The 16,042-nt window shown below is 59.9% G+C and carries 15 protein-coding genes; 4 read left to right on the top strand and 11 right to left on the bottom strand.

Annotated elements, in window-relative coordinates; all coding sequences use genetic code 11:
* Position 1: 1 nt before the first annotated feature.
* The 4 genes from C5L13_RS22210 (at position 2) to C5L13_RS22195 (ending at position 5,849) form a co-directional block, all read left to right on the top strand.
* On the top strand, positions 2 to 1,198 hold the full coding sequence (locus tag C5L13_RS22210; RefSeq protein WP_105385444.1) for a Tm-1-like ATP-binding domain-containing protein: 1,197 nt from the start codon (positions 2 to 4) through the stop codon (positions 1,196 to 1,198).
* 10 nt (positions 1,199 to 1,208) lie between these two features.
* Positions 1,209 to 2,042 carry a phosphoenolpyruvate hydrolase family protein gene (locus tag C5L13_RS22205; protein ID WP_105385443.1) on the top strand — a complete coding sequence of 278 codons (834 nt, stop codon included), beginning with the start codon at positions 1,209 to 1,211 and terminating at the stop codon, positions 2,040 to 2,042.
* 234 nt (positions 2,043 to 2,276) lie between these two features.
* Complete coding sequence (locus tag C5L13_RS22200) at positions 2,277 to 4,547, top strand: methyl-accepting chemotaxis protein (RefSeq protein WP_105385442.1); 2,271 nt, start codon at positions 2,277 to 2,279, stop codon at positions 4,545 to 4,547.
* A 216-nt stretch (positions 4,548 to 4,763) separates the two neighbouring features.
* A complete protein-coding gene (locus C5L13_RS22195) occupies positions 4,764 to 5,849 on the top strand; it encodes an extracellular catalytic domain type 1 short-chain-length polyhydroxyalkanoate depolymerase (RefSeq protein WP_105385441.1) in 1,086 nt (361 codons plus the stop codon).
* A gap of 130 nt (positions 5,850 to 5,979) precedes the next feature.
* Here C5L13_RS22195 and C5L13_RS22190 read toward each other — a convergent pair whose 3' ends face one another.
* The 11 genes from C5L13_RS22190 to C5L13_RS22140 all read right to left on the bottom strand — a co-directional run bounded on the left by C5L13_RS22190 (position 5,980) and on the right by C5L13_RS22140 (position 16,026).
* On the bottom strand, positions 5,980 to 6,708 hold the full coding sequence (locus C5L13_RS22190; protein ID WP_407070457.1) for an SDR family oxidoreductase: 729 nt from the start codon (positions 6,706 to 6,708) through the stop codon (positions 5,980 to 5,982).
* A gap of 45 nt (positions 6,709 to 6,753) precedes the next feature.
* Entirely contained in the window at positions 6,754 to 7,770 is a 1,017-nt protein-coding gene (locus C5L13_RS22185) for a carbohydrate kinase family protein (protein ID WP_105385440.1), read from the bottom strand.
* Positions 7,771 to 7,790: 20 nt separating this feature from the next.
* A complete protein-coding gene (locus tag C5L13_RS22180) occupies positions 7,791 to 8,774 on the bottom strand; it encodes a beta/alpha barrel domain-containing protein (protein ID WP_105385439.1) in 984 nt (327 codons plus the stop codon).
* Between the two features lie 82 nt (positions 8,775 to 8,856).
* Positions 8,857 to 9,582 (bottom strand): SDR family oxidoreductase, encoded by a 726-nt coding sequence (locus tag C5L13_RS22175; RefSeq protein WP_105385438.1) that lies wholly within the window; start codon positions 9,580 to 9,582, stop codon positions 8,857 to 8,859.
* A gap of 12 nt (positions 9,583 to 9,594) precedes the next feature.
* Positions 9,595 to 10,365: an SDR family NAD(P)-dependent oxidoreductase gene (locus C5L13_RS22170; protein WP_105385437.1), complete on the bottom strand. Its 771-nt coding sequence runs from the start codon at positions 10,363 to 10,365 to the stop codon at positions 9,595 to 9,597.
* A 24-nt stretch (positions 10,366 to 10,389) separates the two neighbouring features.
* Positions 10,390 to 11,451 (bottom strand): ABC transporter ATP-binding protein, encoded by a 1,062-nt coding sequence (locus C5L13_RS22165; protein ID WP_105385436.1) that lies wholly within the window; start codon positions 11,449 to 11,451, stop codon positions 10,390 to 10,392.
* 10 nt (positions 11,452 to 11,461) lie between these two features.
* Positions 11,462 to 12,505 carry an NAD(P)-dependent alcohol dehydrogenase gene (locus C5L13_RS22160; protein WP_105385435.1) on the bottom strand — a complete coding sequence of 348 codons (1,044 nt, stop codon included), beginning with the start codon at positions 12,503 to 12,505 and terminating at the stop codon, positions 11,462 to 11,464.
* Between the two features lie 27 nt (positions 12,506 to 12,532).
* Complete coding sequence (locus tag C5L13_RS22155; protein ID WP_105385434.1) at positions 12,533 to 12,766, bottom strand: DUF2160 family membrane protein; 234 nt, start codon at positions 12,764 to 12,766, stop codon at positions 12,533 to 12,535.
* Positions 12,767 to 12,770: 4 nt separating this feature from the next.
* The gene (locus C5L13_RS22150; RefSeq protein WP_105385433.1) at positions 12,771 to 13,607 is read right to left on the bottom strand and encodes a carbohydrate ABC transporter permease; all 837 of its coding nucleotides are present in this window, start codon (positions 13,605 to 13,607) and stop codon (positions 12,771 to 12,773) included.
* Positions 13,607 to 14,488, bottom strand: coding sequence for a carbohydrate ABC transporter permease (locus C5L13_RS22145; RefSeq protein ID WP_105385432.1), 882 nt, complete (start codon positions 14,486 to 14,488; stop codon positions 13,607 to 13,609). Before C5L13_RS22145 ends, C5L13_RS22150 begins: the two co-directional genes overlap by 1 nt.
* A gap of 104 nt (positions 14,489 to 14,592) precedes the next feature.
* Positions 14,593 to 16,026: an extracellular solute-binding protein gene (locus C5L13_RS22140; protein ID WP_105385431.1), complete on the bottom strand. Its 1,434-nt coding sequence runs from the start codon at positions 16,024 to 16,026 to the stop codon at positions 14,593 to 14,595.
* Positions 16,027 to 16,042 lie beyond the last annotated feature (16 nt).

Raw genomic sequence — 16,042 nt, 5'->3', positions numbered from 1 at the left:
AATGGGCAAGGTCTATGTCGTCGGCACCTGCGACACGAAGGGCGCCGAATTGAACTATGCGAAGGACGCGGCGCTGGCCGCAGGAGCGGAAGCGCTGCTGATCGACGTCAGCACACAAGGCCATGATGAAAAGGCGGATTTCACGGCCGAACAGGTGGCCGCCTTCCATCCGCAGGGTGCTTCCGCCGTGCTCGGTCTCGGCGATCGCGGCGCCGCCGTTTCAGCCATGGCGCAGGCGCTGACGCACTTCCTGACTTCCCGCAGCGATATCGGCGCCGTGCTCGGCCTTGGTGGCACGGGCAACACCGCTCTCGTCACCGAAGCAATGCGATCACTGCCGATCGGCATTCCGAAACTGATGGTTTCCACCGTCGCCTCGGGAAATACCGCTCCCTATGTCGGGCCTAGCGACCTCGCAATGATGTATTCGGTGGTCGACGTCGCCGGATTGAATGCCATTTCCCGCAAGGTCATCGGCAATGCGGCGCATGCGGCGGCGGGCATGGCACAAAACGGTGTTTGGGAAGTGGCTACCGATCGGCCCGGTCTCGGCATGACCATGTTCGGCGTCACCACCACCTGTGTCGCAAAGGTGCGCACCCTGATGGAGCCGACACATGAAATCTACGTCTTCCACGCCACGGGCGTCGGCGGCCGTTCGATGGAAAAGCTGGCGGACTCGCGTCTCGTGGAGGGCGTCATCGACGTGACGACGACGGAGGTGCCGGATCTTCTGGTCGGCGGGGTCTTCCCCGCAACGGAGGACCGGTTCGGCGCGATCATCCGCACCCGCATGCCCTATGTCGGTTCGGTGGGTGCCGTGGACATGGTCAATTTCGGCGCCAGGGAAACCGTCCCGCCGGAATTCCGCGACCGGCGGCTGCATGTCCACAATGCGCAGGTGACGCTGATGCGCACGACGCCGGAGGAAAACCGCGCCGTCGGCCATTTCATCGTCGAGCGCTTGAACCGGATGGATGGACCGGTGCGTTTTCTTCTTCCGCTCGGCGGCGTCTCCGCGATCGACGCGCCCGGCCTGCCCTTTTACGATCCGGAGGCGGATGCCGCGCTATTCGATACGATCCGGTCAGGGTGGAAAAGCGCGCCAAACCGCAAGCTCATCGAGATCGACGCACACATCAACGATCAGGTTTTCGCGGACGGCCTGGTTGAGGCCTATCGCAGCATATCCAAGTGAGGAACAGAGCATGAGCAGACCGACACGGCAGGAAATCCTTTCCCAGCTGAGACAGAAGATCGCCTCCGGGTTACCGATCATCGGCGGAGGAGCCGGTACCGGCCTGTCCGCGAAATGCGAGGAGGCCGGCGGCATCGACCTGATCGTCATCTACAATTCCGGGCGCTATCGCATGGCAGGCCGCGGCTCGCTCGCGGGGCTGCTGGCCTATGGCAATGCCAATGAGATCGTCAAGGAGATGGCCCGGGAAGTCTTGCCGATGGTCCGGCACACACCGGTACTCGCCGGCGTCAATGGAACCGACCCGTTCATGCTGGCGGATCACTTTCTCGACGAACTCAAGACGTTGGGTTTTGCCGGCATCCAGAATTTTCCAACCGTCGGCCTGATCGATGGTATGTTCCGCGCCAATCTGGAAGAGACCGGCATGGGCTTCGGCCATGAGGTCGAAATCATCGCCCGGGCGCACGCGAAGGACATGCTGACGACGCCTTACGTCTTCAGCAGCGAAGATGCACGGGCGATGGCACAAGCCGGGGCCGATATTGTCGTATGCCACCTCGGGCTGACCACGGGAGGCGCGATCGGCGCGCAGACCGCGCTCACTCTCGACCAATGCATCGAACGGATCGACTCTTGGTCGGAAGCGGCCCGCTCAGTAAGAAAGGACGTGATTGTCCTCTGCCACGGAGGGCCGATCGCCATGCCGGAAGATGCCCAATACATCCTGAGCCGCACCAAGGGCTGCGACGGATTTTATGGCGCGAGTTCGATGGAACGTATCCCGACGGAAATTGCCATCGTCGACCAGATCAAGCGATTCACTGCGATTGCGCTGGAGTAGAGACTCATCCCCGCGTCCCTTCAACGGGGGAAGTTCGGATAGATGCGGTACACGAAAATGGTCCACCCGAGCCGGGTCTCGCCGCCATATTTGAACGATCCCGCCACAACGCCCACCAATTTTCTCAAACAAAAAATCTATCCGCCTCGACCCCTTCGGTTCGTTAAAACTAACGAAATGATATCCTGTCAGGTTCCCTGATTATTGTTTTACGGGTGGGGGAAAATAACTATCATGTCGCAGTCATCCAGGTTGGAAGGCACCGGCCGACGTTTGTCGATCAAGGCGAAGTTTGTCGGGTTGGTTGTTGGGGCAACGTTTGTCTCGTGCTTGGCTGTTGGCCTTCTGAGCTATCAAATCGGCAAGAGCGGCCTGATCGAAGCAAGCAAGATGAGACTGGAGTCGGCGGCCGGAAACCAGTCCAAGCAACTGGCTGCTTACCAGGACCGCATTTCGCAATCGCTCGCAGACCTCGCCCAGAACACCGCGATCGGCCAGGCGGTCGAAACGATGTCAAACATCATCCCGAGCGAAGCTGACACCATCAGGGCAGAGTTTCAAAAGCCCGGGATGTCGCTCAGCGAACGCGCAGGTTTCGATGGCGCAGCTCTCAAACTGCTTTATGCCGTGCACCACAGCGCAATCCACGGCACCCTTGCCGGCGCCTGGAAGAATTCACGCGTCAGCGATATCTACGTCATCGATAACAGCGGCCAGGTCGTCTACTCCGTCACCAAGGGAGCTGAACTGCTTCAGCCAGCCTCAAACCTGCCTCAGATCAACGAACTTCTAAAACGGATCCAAGCGGCGTCTCCAGACGCTGTGCATGTTTCCGACTTCATCCCTTATGAGCCTGATGGCAACAAACCGTCCGTTCTCATCGGCAAGCAACTTGCCGTCGCGTCCTGGGGCAAGACAGTGACAAAGGGAAGCGTGATCTTTCGCATTTCCGCCGAGCAGCTTACGAGTATCGTGACACCGGATGATTTCGGAAAATCGATCGACGAAGCCGTCCTGCTTGACGGGAAAGGTTCCTTCCGTAGCGGTTCCTTCGCACGCGGAGTGTCCCACGATACACCGGCTGAACTGGCAAAGGCCGCAGCAGGCCAGGCAAGTGGCTCGGAATTCGTTACCGCGGGGGACCGTCCGCTCTTCTTCGCCTATCAGCCGGTGACGCTATTCGGCAAGCCGCATCTGCTGGCTATCGGGCAGGGAGAAGGTCAGGTACTGGCTGCGGCAAGGTCCCTTGCCATCTGGGCCATTCTGGCAACCGTTGCCGTCCTCGTCGTGATGGGTGGCGCAGGCACCTATATTGCCGCACGCCTGACAAGACCGCTGACCGACCTTGCAAAGCTGATGAACCGTTTGAACGAAGGCGACAAAGCCATCGTCATCGCCTCCGCGAGCCGAGGCGACGAAATTGGCGTCATGGCCAGAGCGCTGGAATCTTTCCGTCAAGGAGCCCTCGACAAGGAGCGCATGGAGGAGGAAGCTCATCGGAAGAATGAACAGCTGAGCGAAGAACGCCAGCATCGTGAGGCGGAAAAAGCCGCAAGCGCGCGTGAAATAGAGGAAGCCGTCTCCGGATTGGCGACCGGTCTTGCCGCACTCTCGCGCGGCAGGCTCGACCAGCGTATCATCAAGCCATTCGGGCCGTCTCTCGACCATTTGCGGCACGACTTCAACAACTCGCTTGCCGGATTGGAAGCCACAATCGCCGCGATCGGCAATAGCGTGGACACCATTCGCACAGGGTCGAGCGAGCTGAAGACGGCATCCGATGATTTGTCTCGGCGTACCGAACGGCAAGCCGCGGCCCTTGAGGAGGCTGCAGCCGCACTTGGTGAGATGACCGGTGCCGTCAACACCGCGCTCACTCGCTGCGAAACCGCAGTCGATGTCGCGGCCCATACCTTGCAGGGCGCGCAGACCTCGACCGCCGTCGTCCGCAATGCCATTCAGGCCATGGAACGCATCGAAAGCTCTTCGTCCAAGATCCGCCAGATCATCGACGTGATCGATCAGATTGCTTTTCAGACAAATCTTCTTGCCCTGAATGCAGGGGTCGAGGCCGCCCGCGCCGGTGAGGCGGGCAAAGGCTTTGCCGTGGTGGCGCAGGAAGTTCGGGAACTTGCGCAAAAGTCGGCGACGGCGGCGCGCGACATCGGTGCGTTGATCTCCTCGTCGGCCACCGACGTGGAGAATGGGGTTGCGCTGGTGCTCAAGACTGGCGAGAGCCTGGAACTGATCCAGGACAACATTCAATCGATCAACGAGCACATCGGAGCGATCGTCGGCTCGTCGCGCGACCAGTCCTCCCGCCTCGGCGAGATAAGCTCGGCGGTTAACGGGTTGGATCAGGTGACCCAGCAGAATGCCGCCATGGTCGAGGAAACCTCCGCCTCGGCTCATTCGCTGGCCGCGGAAGCCGAAGTGCTGAACGACCAGATCAGCCATTTTAATGTCGCGAGCGAAACCGTCCGGTCCAGTCGGTACGCCGCCTGACGTCCTTCAGGTACGGTATTGGGAATCCCGCCTTTCCAGATCTTCGGTTGGCGGGGTTCGATGCTCTTTTCCGTTCGATTCTACTGCCGCCGCGGAAATTCTGCCAACGCACCCGCCTACGTCGATCTAAATGTTGTGCACTGCAGCAACCATTCCCATATGCAAGGCGTTGTTGATCGTCGATGCCATCCCGGCACTGATTGTCAGGAGGCATTTATGAGATCATTGTCGGATACATTGGAGCGGCTTGCCCGCTTCAGAGCACACAAAGCCGAATACACCAGCCAACCGGGCCGGCTCCAAGACTTGCGGGACTTCGGATCGAATCCGGGAGGCCTTGCGGGCAAAGTTCATGTGCCGTCCAATCTTACCGAACACCCTCCCCTCGTCGTCGTCTTGCACGGATGCACGCAAACCGCGTCTGGCTACGATCATAGCGCCGGTTGGTCGGCTCTTGCTGATCAAAACGGCTTTGTCGTGCTTCTTCCAGAGCAGAACCGTAGCAATAACGGCAACCTCTGCTTCAACTGGTTTGTTCCAGGCGACATCCGCCGCGATCAGGGAGAGACCCGCTCGATCCGCCAAATGATCGATGCCGTGGTGTCGAAGCACCGGGTCGACACTTCCCGGATCTTCATCACCGGTTTGTCGGCAGGCGGTGCGATGGCCAATGTCATGTTGTCCACGTATCCTGAGGTGTTCGCAGCCGGTGCTATCATTGCGGGACTGCCTTATGGGGTCGCTTCGACTGTGCCGGAGGCCTTCGATCGAATGCGCGGACACGGCCTTCCCCAAATCAAGACCTTACAGTCGAAACTGAAGGCAGCATCTCCGCATGATGGCCCCTGGCCTCTGGTGTCGGTCTGGCACGGCAACCAGGACAACACTGTAGCAGAGGCCAATGCCCGTGCGATTGTCGACCAATGGCGCGGCGTTCACGGTGTCGGCTCTCGACCGGATTTTCACGAACCTATCGGTGCCCACTCAAAGTCCGTCTGGAAAAGCGCTGACGGCCGAGAGGTCATTGAATATTACAGCATCACTGGAATGGGGCACGGAACGCCTGTCGACGCATCCTTGGCGTTTGAAAACGCAGCGCCATACATGCTGGATTTTGGTATTTCCTCAACTCTGTGCTCGGCTGAACGCTGGGGTTTGCTTCGCGAGGGTTTCGAGCCAACCCACGGCGAAAGCAATCCAGCGCCGGACCGCCAATCAGCCTCTGCTCACAAGACAAAGGGAACGGATAGCATCCAGCAGATCATTGAGGATGCGCTTCGCAAGGCTGGACTGATGCGCTAGGCGCGAGAAGTCTTGCAGACAGATGTCCTCACTGTCGCCGCTGCCAATGACGCGGGCATCGGCCAAGCCTTGCCCGCCGCACTTCATTTTCAGCGTTAGCGATCCCGCGTCTGAGCGACCAATCGCGTGGTCAGATGTCGAAGTTGGTCGGCAACACAACGACATCGCGAATGGTCACATTTCGCGGCCTCGTCAGCATGAAGACGATGGCATCAGCCACCTCGGACGGCTCGATGAGGCTTCCGGATTCCTTCGCCTTTTTGAGATTTTCCTCGGGCCAGTCGGCAAGGAGCGCGCTGATCACCGGCCCGGGCGAAACCGAGCCCACGCGGATGCCCTTCTTGTTGACCTGGCGCCGCACTGTCTGGACGAAGCAGGTCATGGCCCATTTCGAGGCCGAATAGACGGGCTCCCAAGGGACGGGATAGTGCCCCGCGACTGAACTCGTAACGATAATGTCGCCTGAGCCGCGCGCGATCATGTGCGGCAGGACATCGTGGACGTTCTTGATGACGGCGTTGACGTTGAGGTTGAGCATCCGGTCGATGACAGTGGTATCGGCCTCGATCAGGTCGCCCCCGATATAGGTGCCCGCATTGGCATGGAAGATGTCGAGCTGGCCGGTGAGTTTTTCGATCGAGGGCATGAGTGTCGCGCAGCTCACGGGATCGAGGAGGTCGATCACCAGCGGGATGGCAGCGCTGCCGAGTTCAGCGCAGACCGAGTCCAAAGCCTTGCGATCGCGATCGACGAGCACCACGCGTGCGCCCTCTGCAATCAACGCCCGCGTGCTTGCCAGTCCTATGCCGGAAGCCGCACCGGTAACCGCCGCGACCTTACCTTCCAAATACTTGCCCATATTCATCTCCTCTCTGTCCATGAAAATCCCGTGGCGGCCCCAGTCTCAGCGGCTGCCCCATTGGCGTGCAATGTCGAGGCATTCCTTCCAGGCGACTACGCCATCCGTCGTGCCGGCACTCCTGAGCGAGCAAGCGGCCGCGGCATGGCCGAGCCAAAGACAGTCCTTGATCGCCCAGTCTTCGTGCAGGCCGTACATGAAGCCGGCTGCGAAAGCGTCACCCGCACCGTTTGGCCCCACAATCGCATCATGAGGCACCCTCACGGATGGCACGAAAATCGTCTCTCCCGATCGCATGACCGTGATCGCGCCGTCGGGGAAATGGATCGTGACAAGCCGCATCTCACCCTGCTCCAGCATGGCCGCCGAGGCCGCCAAACAAGCGTCAACGTCAGTATTGCCGTCTTTGATGGTCGTCATCTCCGCCAATGCACCAATCTCACTGTCGTTGACAATGAGGGTGTCGAGATGCCGCAGGCAGGGGAGGATGAGGCCGCGCAGACGTTCCGGCGTGACAGTGCAGAGTTCCAGATTGGTCTGTAATCCCGCCTGCCGCGCCGCCTTGAGGACCGTGACCCAGCCGTTGGCATCGTCCTGCCATTTTGAATCCATACGCGGGTGGATGCCCGGCAGGCCGAGATGCATGTAGCGCGCTGACGTTGTCGAGAAGTTGAAATGTTCAGGGTTCAGCAGCGCCGATATGCCGAGATCCGAAATATGCGTGCGCAGGCCACTTGCCTGCGAGATGAAGGCCTCTGTCGTATGCGTCGGCGCTTCATCGCTGACATGCATCTGTCGGTGATCGAGGCCTGCCTTCTCGGCTTCCGCGACGAGCTTCCGGCCCGCATCATCATTGCCAACGAGGCCGATGGTCTCGACCGGAATGGAGGGGTCGAGCCGCCTGATATCGATGGCGAGGTTGCAGGCCGGCCCTCCCCCGCGCTCCTCGAGCCCCCAGGCGATGCCGACGCTATCTTCCCTGGGCCAGGCATCGATCCTGCGGTTGCGGTCGAGGCACCATGTCCCTCCGGCGATGAAGCCGCGCCTGCTCTTTCCGGCCATGCTCCCCTCCCTCGCCGGTGTCAATTCATCAGGACCTTTTCGGTGACGAGCATATCGTCGGAGAGGACCCGCATCGGCTTCTGCCCGCCTGCCTGCAACGCACCGTGATAAGCCCTGACCGCCTCCTCTGGACCGAGATCACCATCTGCCACGGCGCGCATGAACTTCACCATGGCGAGCGGGTCCTCGGCGAGGTTGATCTTGCGACCGAAGAGCGCCACGCGAGCACCGTATTTCTCCGCCTGATGGATGAGTTCGAACGTATCGCGCGCGGTTCCCGCACCGCCGCCCAGAACACCGACGATCAGGCTCGGGTCGTAGGAGGTAAGCTCCTCCAGCGCCTTCGGCCCATTGAACGGGATCTTCAGGAATTGCGGCCGCTGGGCCCGTGTCAATCCGGCCAGCGCGCGGCATATGCAATCATTTACAAAATGTGGTTGGAGCTCGGGTGAAATACCGGTGTCGACGTTCGGATTGAAGACTTCGAGGAAGTAGCTGAACCCGTTGTCGTCAGCGTCCTCGACAAAATCCAGAAAGGCGAGCAGCGAATTATAATCGGCGTCGAGATCGTTGTTGAAGGTGATCGAATAGAGGCCAAGATCGGTATGGCGCCGGTTGACCGATAGCGAAGCGGTGCGATAGGGCCGCGACGGCTGAGTGGCATAGGTCGCACCGCGTCCCACCCAGATATCGGTCGCATCGTTGGCGCGGATCGCGGGTTTGACGCTATTGCCGACATAAGCGCCGGCTTCAGTCAGCAATTCGAGATTGGAGGCGGAGGTCAACATGATATCAACGATATCCTGCGCGATCACAGCCTTGATCTGGCCGAGGAATTCCGTCCGGGTCCTGAAGCGCGTGTAGGAGCAGTCCTTTTCGAGCTTGGGGCCGCAGGAGGGAATGCTCGGCCCCATGTCGCCATCCTTGGCGTCCGCGATTATGAAATCCGTCCGCTTATAGTTGCCGGCCCTGATTCTCGAGATTTTTTCGTCAAAGCGTGTCATGCGCTGATCCTCTAAAAGATCTAAGGCCGCCAGAACGGCGGGGGAAGGTCCGGGATTCCGAGGCATCTAGCTCGGATAGCCGTCAGGCAATCATGTAACCGCCATCCACTGGCATCGACAGGCCGTTGACCATTGCTGCCTCGTCGGAGAGCAGGAAAAGGATGACCTCGGCAATGTCGTCGGGATCTGCGAAGCGGCCCACCGGAATGCGGTTGAGCATACCAGCTGCCTTTTCCGGATCGCTCCAGGCCTTGACGGCCATGGGCGTGAGGGTCACGGTCGGATGCACACCGTTGACCCGAATGCCCCTGGGCGCAAGTTCCTTGGCCATCACCCTTGTCAGCCCGTCGAGACCCGACTTCGACGCGCAATATGCGGCATGGTCGGGAATACCGACGAAGGCGGCGACGCTGGAGACATTGACGATCGCGCCTTTTCGGCCGTTCCTCACCATGTCACGAGCATATTCCTGCGAGACGATCATCGGAGCGCGTGTGTTCACCGCATAAAGCAGGTCGAAGTTCTCGACTGTGACGTCCAGGAAGGATTGCAGTTCGGTCGTGCCGGCGCAGTTCACCAGGAAATCGGCCGGCAGAGCCCGGAGAGCCGCAGCGCGTGTCGCGTCGGGATCGGCGAGATCGACCGCGATCGGAATACATCCGATTTCATTCTTCAGTTCCTCAAGGTCGGTCGCCGAGCGCGACAGAGCGGTCACCTTGGCTCCGCGCCGCGCCAGCATGACGGCGGTCGCCCGGCCGATGCCCTTGCCGGCACCTGTCACGATCACATGCTTGCCCGTAAAATCCATTTAAAGACCTCCCTACCAGCAGGTGAAACCGGCATCGGCCTTGACGGTCGCACCGGTGATCAGGCTCGACGCGTCGCAGGCGAGAAAATGCACCACCGACGCGATTTCGTGCGGCTGACCCATCCGACCCATTGGCGTGTCGCGTAGCCACACATCCACCATCGACTGATCGACGATGTTCCTCGTCATTTCGGTCTCTATATAGGTCGGTGCGACGGCATTGACGCGCACTCCACGGCTCGCCCATTCTGCTGCAAGCGAGGCTGTCAGATGGTGGACGGCCGCCTTTGACGCGTTGTAGTAGCTCTGCAACTGCGGGCGATTGACGATGTAGCCGGACATCGATCCGATATTGACGATCGCACCTCTGCCGGCCTTCAGCATGTAGCGGCCGAAGGCGCGATTGGACCAGAAGACGCCGTTGTAGTTCACATCGTTGACATTGAGCCAGAGTTCGTCCGGCGTCTCCTCCGCGGCCGTACCGGTGCGGGCAATGCCTGCATTGGCTACCAGCGCGTCGATGCGACCGTGCTTTGCGAAGATGTCGGCTGCGGCCTTATCGACTGCCGCGGAATCCGTGACATCAAGGACCAACGCATCGACCTCGATCCCCTTGTCGGCCAGGGCCAGCCTGCCCGATTCGGCAACCGCTTCGTCGCGATCGATGATGACAACGCTGTTGCCCGCCTCGGCAAGCGCTTCGGCGCAGGCAAGGCCGATGCCGCGCCCGCCGCCGGTCACCACAGCGATCTGGCCGTCCATCCGGAATTTGTCGAAGAACATGTCTTGCTCCCTGCCTCTGCAGAACTATAGGCGCCGACCGCTCCTGGCGTCGAAGAGATGCGCACGGTGCGGGTCGATCCGGAACGAGATGGTATCGCCCGGCGTCACCGCGACACGGTCGCGAACCGCCGCCATGACCGGGTCGCCGCCGAGATGCGCAAAGATCTGCGTTTCCGAGCCGGTGGGCTCGAGGACCGAGATCCTCGCAGACAACCCGTCCGGCCGCACGTCGATATGCTCGGGACGGATGCCGTAGATGACAGGTTCGCCGTGGTCCGGTGTACCTTCCGGCACCGGAAGCACGGTGCCCTTGTCGCTGACGAAGTTCACCTGGCCGCTCGCCATCGACAATCTGCCGGGAACGAAATTCATCGACGGCGAACCGATAAAACCTGCCACGAAGACATTTGCCGGCCGGTCGTACAGATCGAGAGGCGCGCCTATCTGCTCCACACGCCCGTCGCGCATCACGACGATCTTGTCAGCCATCGTCATGGCCTCGATCTGATCATGCGTCACGTAGATCGTGGTCGTCTTCAACCGCTGATGCAGTTCCTTGATCTCGACGCGCATGGTGACGCGCAGCTTGGCGTCCAGATTGGAGAGCGGCTCGTCGAACAGGAAGACCTGCGGATCGCGGACAATGGCGCGTCCCATGGCGACGCGCTGGCGCTGGCCGCCCGAAAGCTGCTTGGGATAGCGATCGAGCAGTTTCCCGAGATCGAGGATATCGGCCGCCTTGCGCACCTTGGCTTCGATTTCGCTCCTCGGCGCGCCTTTGAGTTTGAGCGGAAACCCCATATTGTCGGCGACCGTTTTGTGCGGGTAGAGCGCGTAGTTCTGAAACACCATGGCAATGTCACGGTCCTTGGGCAGGACGTCGTTGACCACGCGTCCACCGATCGCAACCGTGCCGCCAGAGATCGTCTCAAGCCCTGCGATCATCCGCAGCAGCGTGGACTTGCCGCATCCGGACGGTCCGACCAACACGACGAATTCGCCGTCGGCGATATCTATGCCGACCCCGTGGATGACCGGCAGCGCACCATATTTCTTTGTAACGTCCGTGACGGTGACGTGAGCCATATGAATTCCTCTATTGCGGCAGTGCGATCTGCATCTTGACTTCGCCCTTGGGGGAGGACGCGGCGATCTCGAAAGCACGGACGCTTTCGTCAAAGCCGAAAGTGCGGGTGATGAGCGGCTTTACGTCGATCGCGCCGGAAGAGAGCATGGCCACGCAACGCGGAAAGACATGGGCATAGCGGAAAACATGCTCCACGCGGGCCTCGCGCACCATGGCCTTGCCGACATCGTATTGGATCGGGTGAACCTGAGAACCGATGAAAACCACCCGGCCGCCCGGAGCGAGCGGATCGAACACACCTTCGGCGCCCTTGGGATGGCCGGAGCATTCGAACACGAGTTCGACGCCCCACCCGTCGGTGGCGGCAAGGATCTCCTTGACCAGTTCCTGCCTTGCAACATTGATTGGCGAGATTGGACCAAGCTTGGCGGCGAGTTCCAGCTTGGCATCGTCGACATCGCTCACGAACACCCGCGCACAGCCTGCGGCGACAGCCGACAGCGCGGTCACCAAGCCGATCGGGCCTGCACCGATCACCAGAGCTATGTCGCCAGGCTTGACCTGCGCCTTGGTCGCAGCATGCACTCCCACCGCCAGTGGCTCCACCATTGCTGCTTCGGCGAATGAGACATTATCGGGCAGCTTGAAGGTGAAGTCGGCGGGATGGACGACGGTTGGCCTGAGCACGCCGTGGATCGGCGGCGTGGCCCAGAAGCGAACCGCCGGATCGACATTGTAGAGCCCCATGCGGGTCGCGCGGCTGTTGGGATCGGGGATCCCTGGCTCCATGCAGACGCGATCGCCCACCCTTAGCTCGGTGACGTCGGTTCCCGTCTCGATCACGGTGCCCGACGCCTCGTGGCCAAGGATCATCGGCGCTTTCACCTGGAACACGCCGGTGCCGCCATGCGTATAATAATGTACGTCGGACCCGCATATGCCCACGGTGTGTAGCTTTATCCGCACGTCGCGCGGGCCTAGCGTCTCTTCGCGCTCGATCGGGAAATCGCGCAGCGACAGTTTCATCTTCTCTTCCAATACCAGCGATTTCATTGTCTCTGTCCTATTTCCAAAGAAGCATCAGCCGCGCCATACGATCAGGACCCCGAGCGAGATGGCCAGAACGTGGCAGACCATCAACGGAATCGACTGTTCGAGGAACCGCATCCAGAAGAGTTCGAGTGCCACGAACAGGTAGATGCCGACGAAGACACGGTCGAACCAGTTGGTGGTGATCGGCAGGAAGCCGGTTCGCACCGGGCGCGCCACTTCCAGATCGGCATCGACCTTCGCTGGGTCGAATGGCTCTTGCATGGCTCTACTCCTTGACTGCGCCGAAGGTGAGACCCGCCACGATATGGCGCTGTACCACGGCGAAGATGATGAGGGCGGGGATGAGGGTGATCATCGCGATCGCCGCCATCGCCCCCCATTCGGTTCCCGTCGTCGTCACATATTCCGAGAGGCCCGTTGTGATGGTGCGGGCGTTGAAGCTGGTCAGGGTCGCAGCCAGCAGAAACTCGTTCCAGGCAAAGACCCAGGTGAGGATCAGCGTCACCGCAAGACCGGGCCGTGCAAGCGGGAAGATGACCTCGGAGATAACCTGCCAGGTCGAGGCGCCATCAACGGTTGCTGCCTCGTCAAGTTCCTTGGGAATTCCGTCAATGGTCGGCCGCAAAGTCCAGATCGCGAAAGGCAGGTTGAAGGTGCAATAAAGCAGGATCATGCCAATCTTGGTGTCGTAGAGTTTCCAGTCGCCAAAGGTGAAGACCTGGGTGAACAGCAGGTAGAACGGCAGCAGGAACACGGCCGCCGGGGCCATGCGGTTGGTGATCGTCCAGAAAAAGATATTCTCCTTACCCGCAAGATCGAAACGGGACAGCGCGTAGCAGGCCAGGAAAGCCAGTCCGGTGACCAGGAATGCATTGCTGGTAGAAATGATCAGAGAGTTGATCATATAGCCACGCAGCGTCTCGTTGCCGATGACGTTGACGTAGTTCTTCCAGTAGACCGTATCGAGGATCACGCTGGGCGTCGTGAACAGATCCACAGCCGGCTTCACCGAAATGACGAAGAGCCAATAGATCGGGAAAAGCGTCAGCAAGCTCAGCAAGAGCCAAAGTGCCAGGTAGAAGAGCGGATTGCGGCTCTGCATCAGAACGTCCTCTTCCGTTCGCGTCGGGCCACGAGTGCGACATAGAGCAGCCAGCACATCACGAGGGTGAGGTAGAGCACGATCACCGAGATCGCGGCGCCGTAGCCGTAGTCGGTCTTCGGAAAGACGATCTTCCAGATATGCAGCCCAACAAAACGGGTTGCAGCACCCGGGCCGCCGGAGGTCAGCATCCAAACTTCATCCACGGTGCGCAACGCGTCCATAAGGCGAATGAAGACCGTCGCAAGAATTGCCGGGCGGATCATCGGCAGCGTGACGTGCCAGAAGATCTGACGGCGGTTGGCGCCATCGATCTGCGCCTGTTCGAACGGCTCTTTCGGGAGGGCAAGAAGTGCCGCGAGCAGTGTCAGCGTCACCAATGGCGTCCAGTGCCAAATGTCCATGATGACCGTCAACGCGAAGGCGGCGGTGGCGTCGCGGCCGATGTTGAGATCATATCCGAACCAGCTTTTCAGAAGATAGGGGATGATACCGATGCTGGGAGTCGTCATCAGCCGCCAGACCGATCCGACGACGATGGGCGCGACGATCAGCGGCAGCGTGTGGATTGTTCTGAAGAAGCCTCGTCCGGGGAACTCCTTCATGAAGAGCTGCGCCAGCAGATAGCCCAACGCGATTTCGCTTAGAACAGCGAAGAAGGCGAATTTCATCGTGAAGGCGATGGAGGTCAGGAACTCAGCATCGAAGACGAGACGGCGGAAGTTGTTGGCACCGTTATAGATCATGTCCGGGCTGGCGCCGAACGGGTTCCATTGATGGAAGGACACGTAAAGCACATAGATGAACGGGATGATGCCGAAGATGCCGAGGATCGCGATCGTCGGGGCGAGCATCAGCCAGCCGACAGTATTTGGACGCATGAATTCGTGCTCCCGAAGGTGCGGGCCAAAGCCTGCAATATCCGACAACTGCGCCCGGGTGGCGGTCTTGGGAGATGCCACCCGGACGCAGCCTCTTATCGGTGTTATTTGCGGTAGCCGAGGTTTTTCAGCTCTGCTTCGGCCGCCGCCGCCATCTGGTCGAGGCCTTCGTCGGGGCCGACTTCACCAAGCAGGATCTTGTAAAAGATCGGCGTCGTGGCTTCACGCACCTGCGCGTGGAACGGGAAAGGCGGCGCACCGGCAAACAGCTTTCCCTGATCTTTGAGCATGGTGTAGTAGCCATTCAGCTTCTTATCCATGGCAACGACCTTGGGGTCATTGTAAGTTGCCGTATTGGTGATGCGGGGTGCCGCGACCGCCCAGTCGGGCTGGACCGAGTCCTGGCCGATGAACTGCAGGAAGAGTAGTGCCGCCTGCTTGTTCTTCGATGTGACCGGCAAGCCGAAGGCGCCGCCGTCATAATAGCCGAGATAGCCCTTGCCAGCCTCGACCTCCTTGAGGACATCGGGCTCGGTGGGAGGCAACGCCACACCGACTTTACCGACCACCTTGGACTTTTCCGCATCCGACGCGATCCAGGCAGCATTTTCACCATAAACCAGGCCCTGTGCGACGCGGCCGGCGGCAAATGTCGTACCGACTTCCGTCCAGGTCGAAGCGGCGGATTCGGGCGGAGCGATGTCTCGCAGATGCAGCCAGTATTTCATGGCGGCCTTGGCCTTGTCACTGTTCATTTGACCGCCATTGGCGACCGATGCGGCAAAGTTGTTTTTGGCGTCGATACCCCAGTTGTAGAGGCCATATGTGGGAGCGATCGACTCGAAGAATTCGTACCAGGAGGCCGGGTGACCGGTATGCGCCTGGGCCGTTGTCCCCCAGAGCTCCGTTCCGTTGTCCTTGCCGTATTTCGTGAAGAATTCGGCAATCTGCGTGTATTCCTGATGAGTCTTGGCCGGAGCCAATTCCTTACCGGTCTCCTTCTTGAAGGCTTCCTTGATCTTCGGATCGCTGAAGAGATCCGTGCGATAGAGATAGACCTTGATGAAGGCTTCCATCGGGATGCCGAAGAGGTCGCCGGAGCCATTCTTGAAGTAGTTGGCGAAAGTCGTGAAATGAGTTTCGTTGAATTCCGCGGCCTTCAGCGAAGGGTCGTCCTTCAGCGATTTCGAGATATCGACCAGGAAGTTGCGTGCCAGATAGGCGTAGATGATGTCCTGCTCGATATAGACCATGTCATAGATGCCGGTCTTGGCTTCCATGTCCTTGATGGCCTTGTCATACATCTGGTCCCAGGAGGTCGTCTCGATCTGGACCTTGATGCCGGTCTTCTTTTCGAATTCCGGCGCCAGCACGTCCTTGATATAATTGGACGGTGGTGTGCTTTCGGTCACGCCCCGCAGGACGACGCCCTTGTATTTCGCGCCGGCATCCGACCAAAAATCGGCCTGTGCGGGCATTACGCCAGCAAGAAGACTTAGCGCAAGCGCGGCAATTCCAATTCCACTTTTCTTGATCATAGTTCCTCCTCCTTGT

Source organism: Neorhizobium alkalisoli (genome assembly GCF_002968635.1).
In the GTDB taxonomy this organism is placed as follows: Bacteria; Pseudomonadota; Alphaproteobacteria; order Rhizobiales; family Rhizobiaceae; genus Neorhizobium; species Neorhizobium alkalisoli.
Note: the sequence above shows the minus strand (reverse complement) of the source record. Positions and strands in the feature narration are given on the sequence as shown.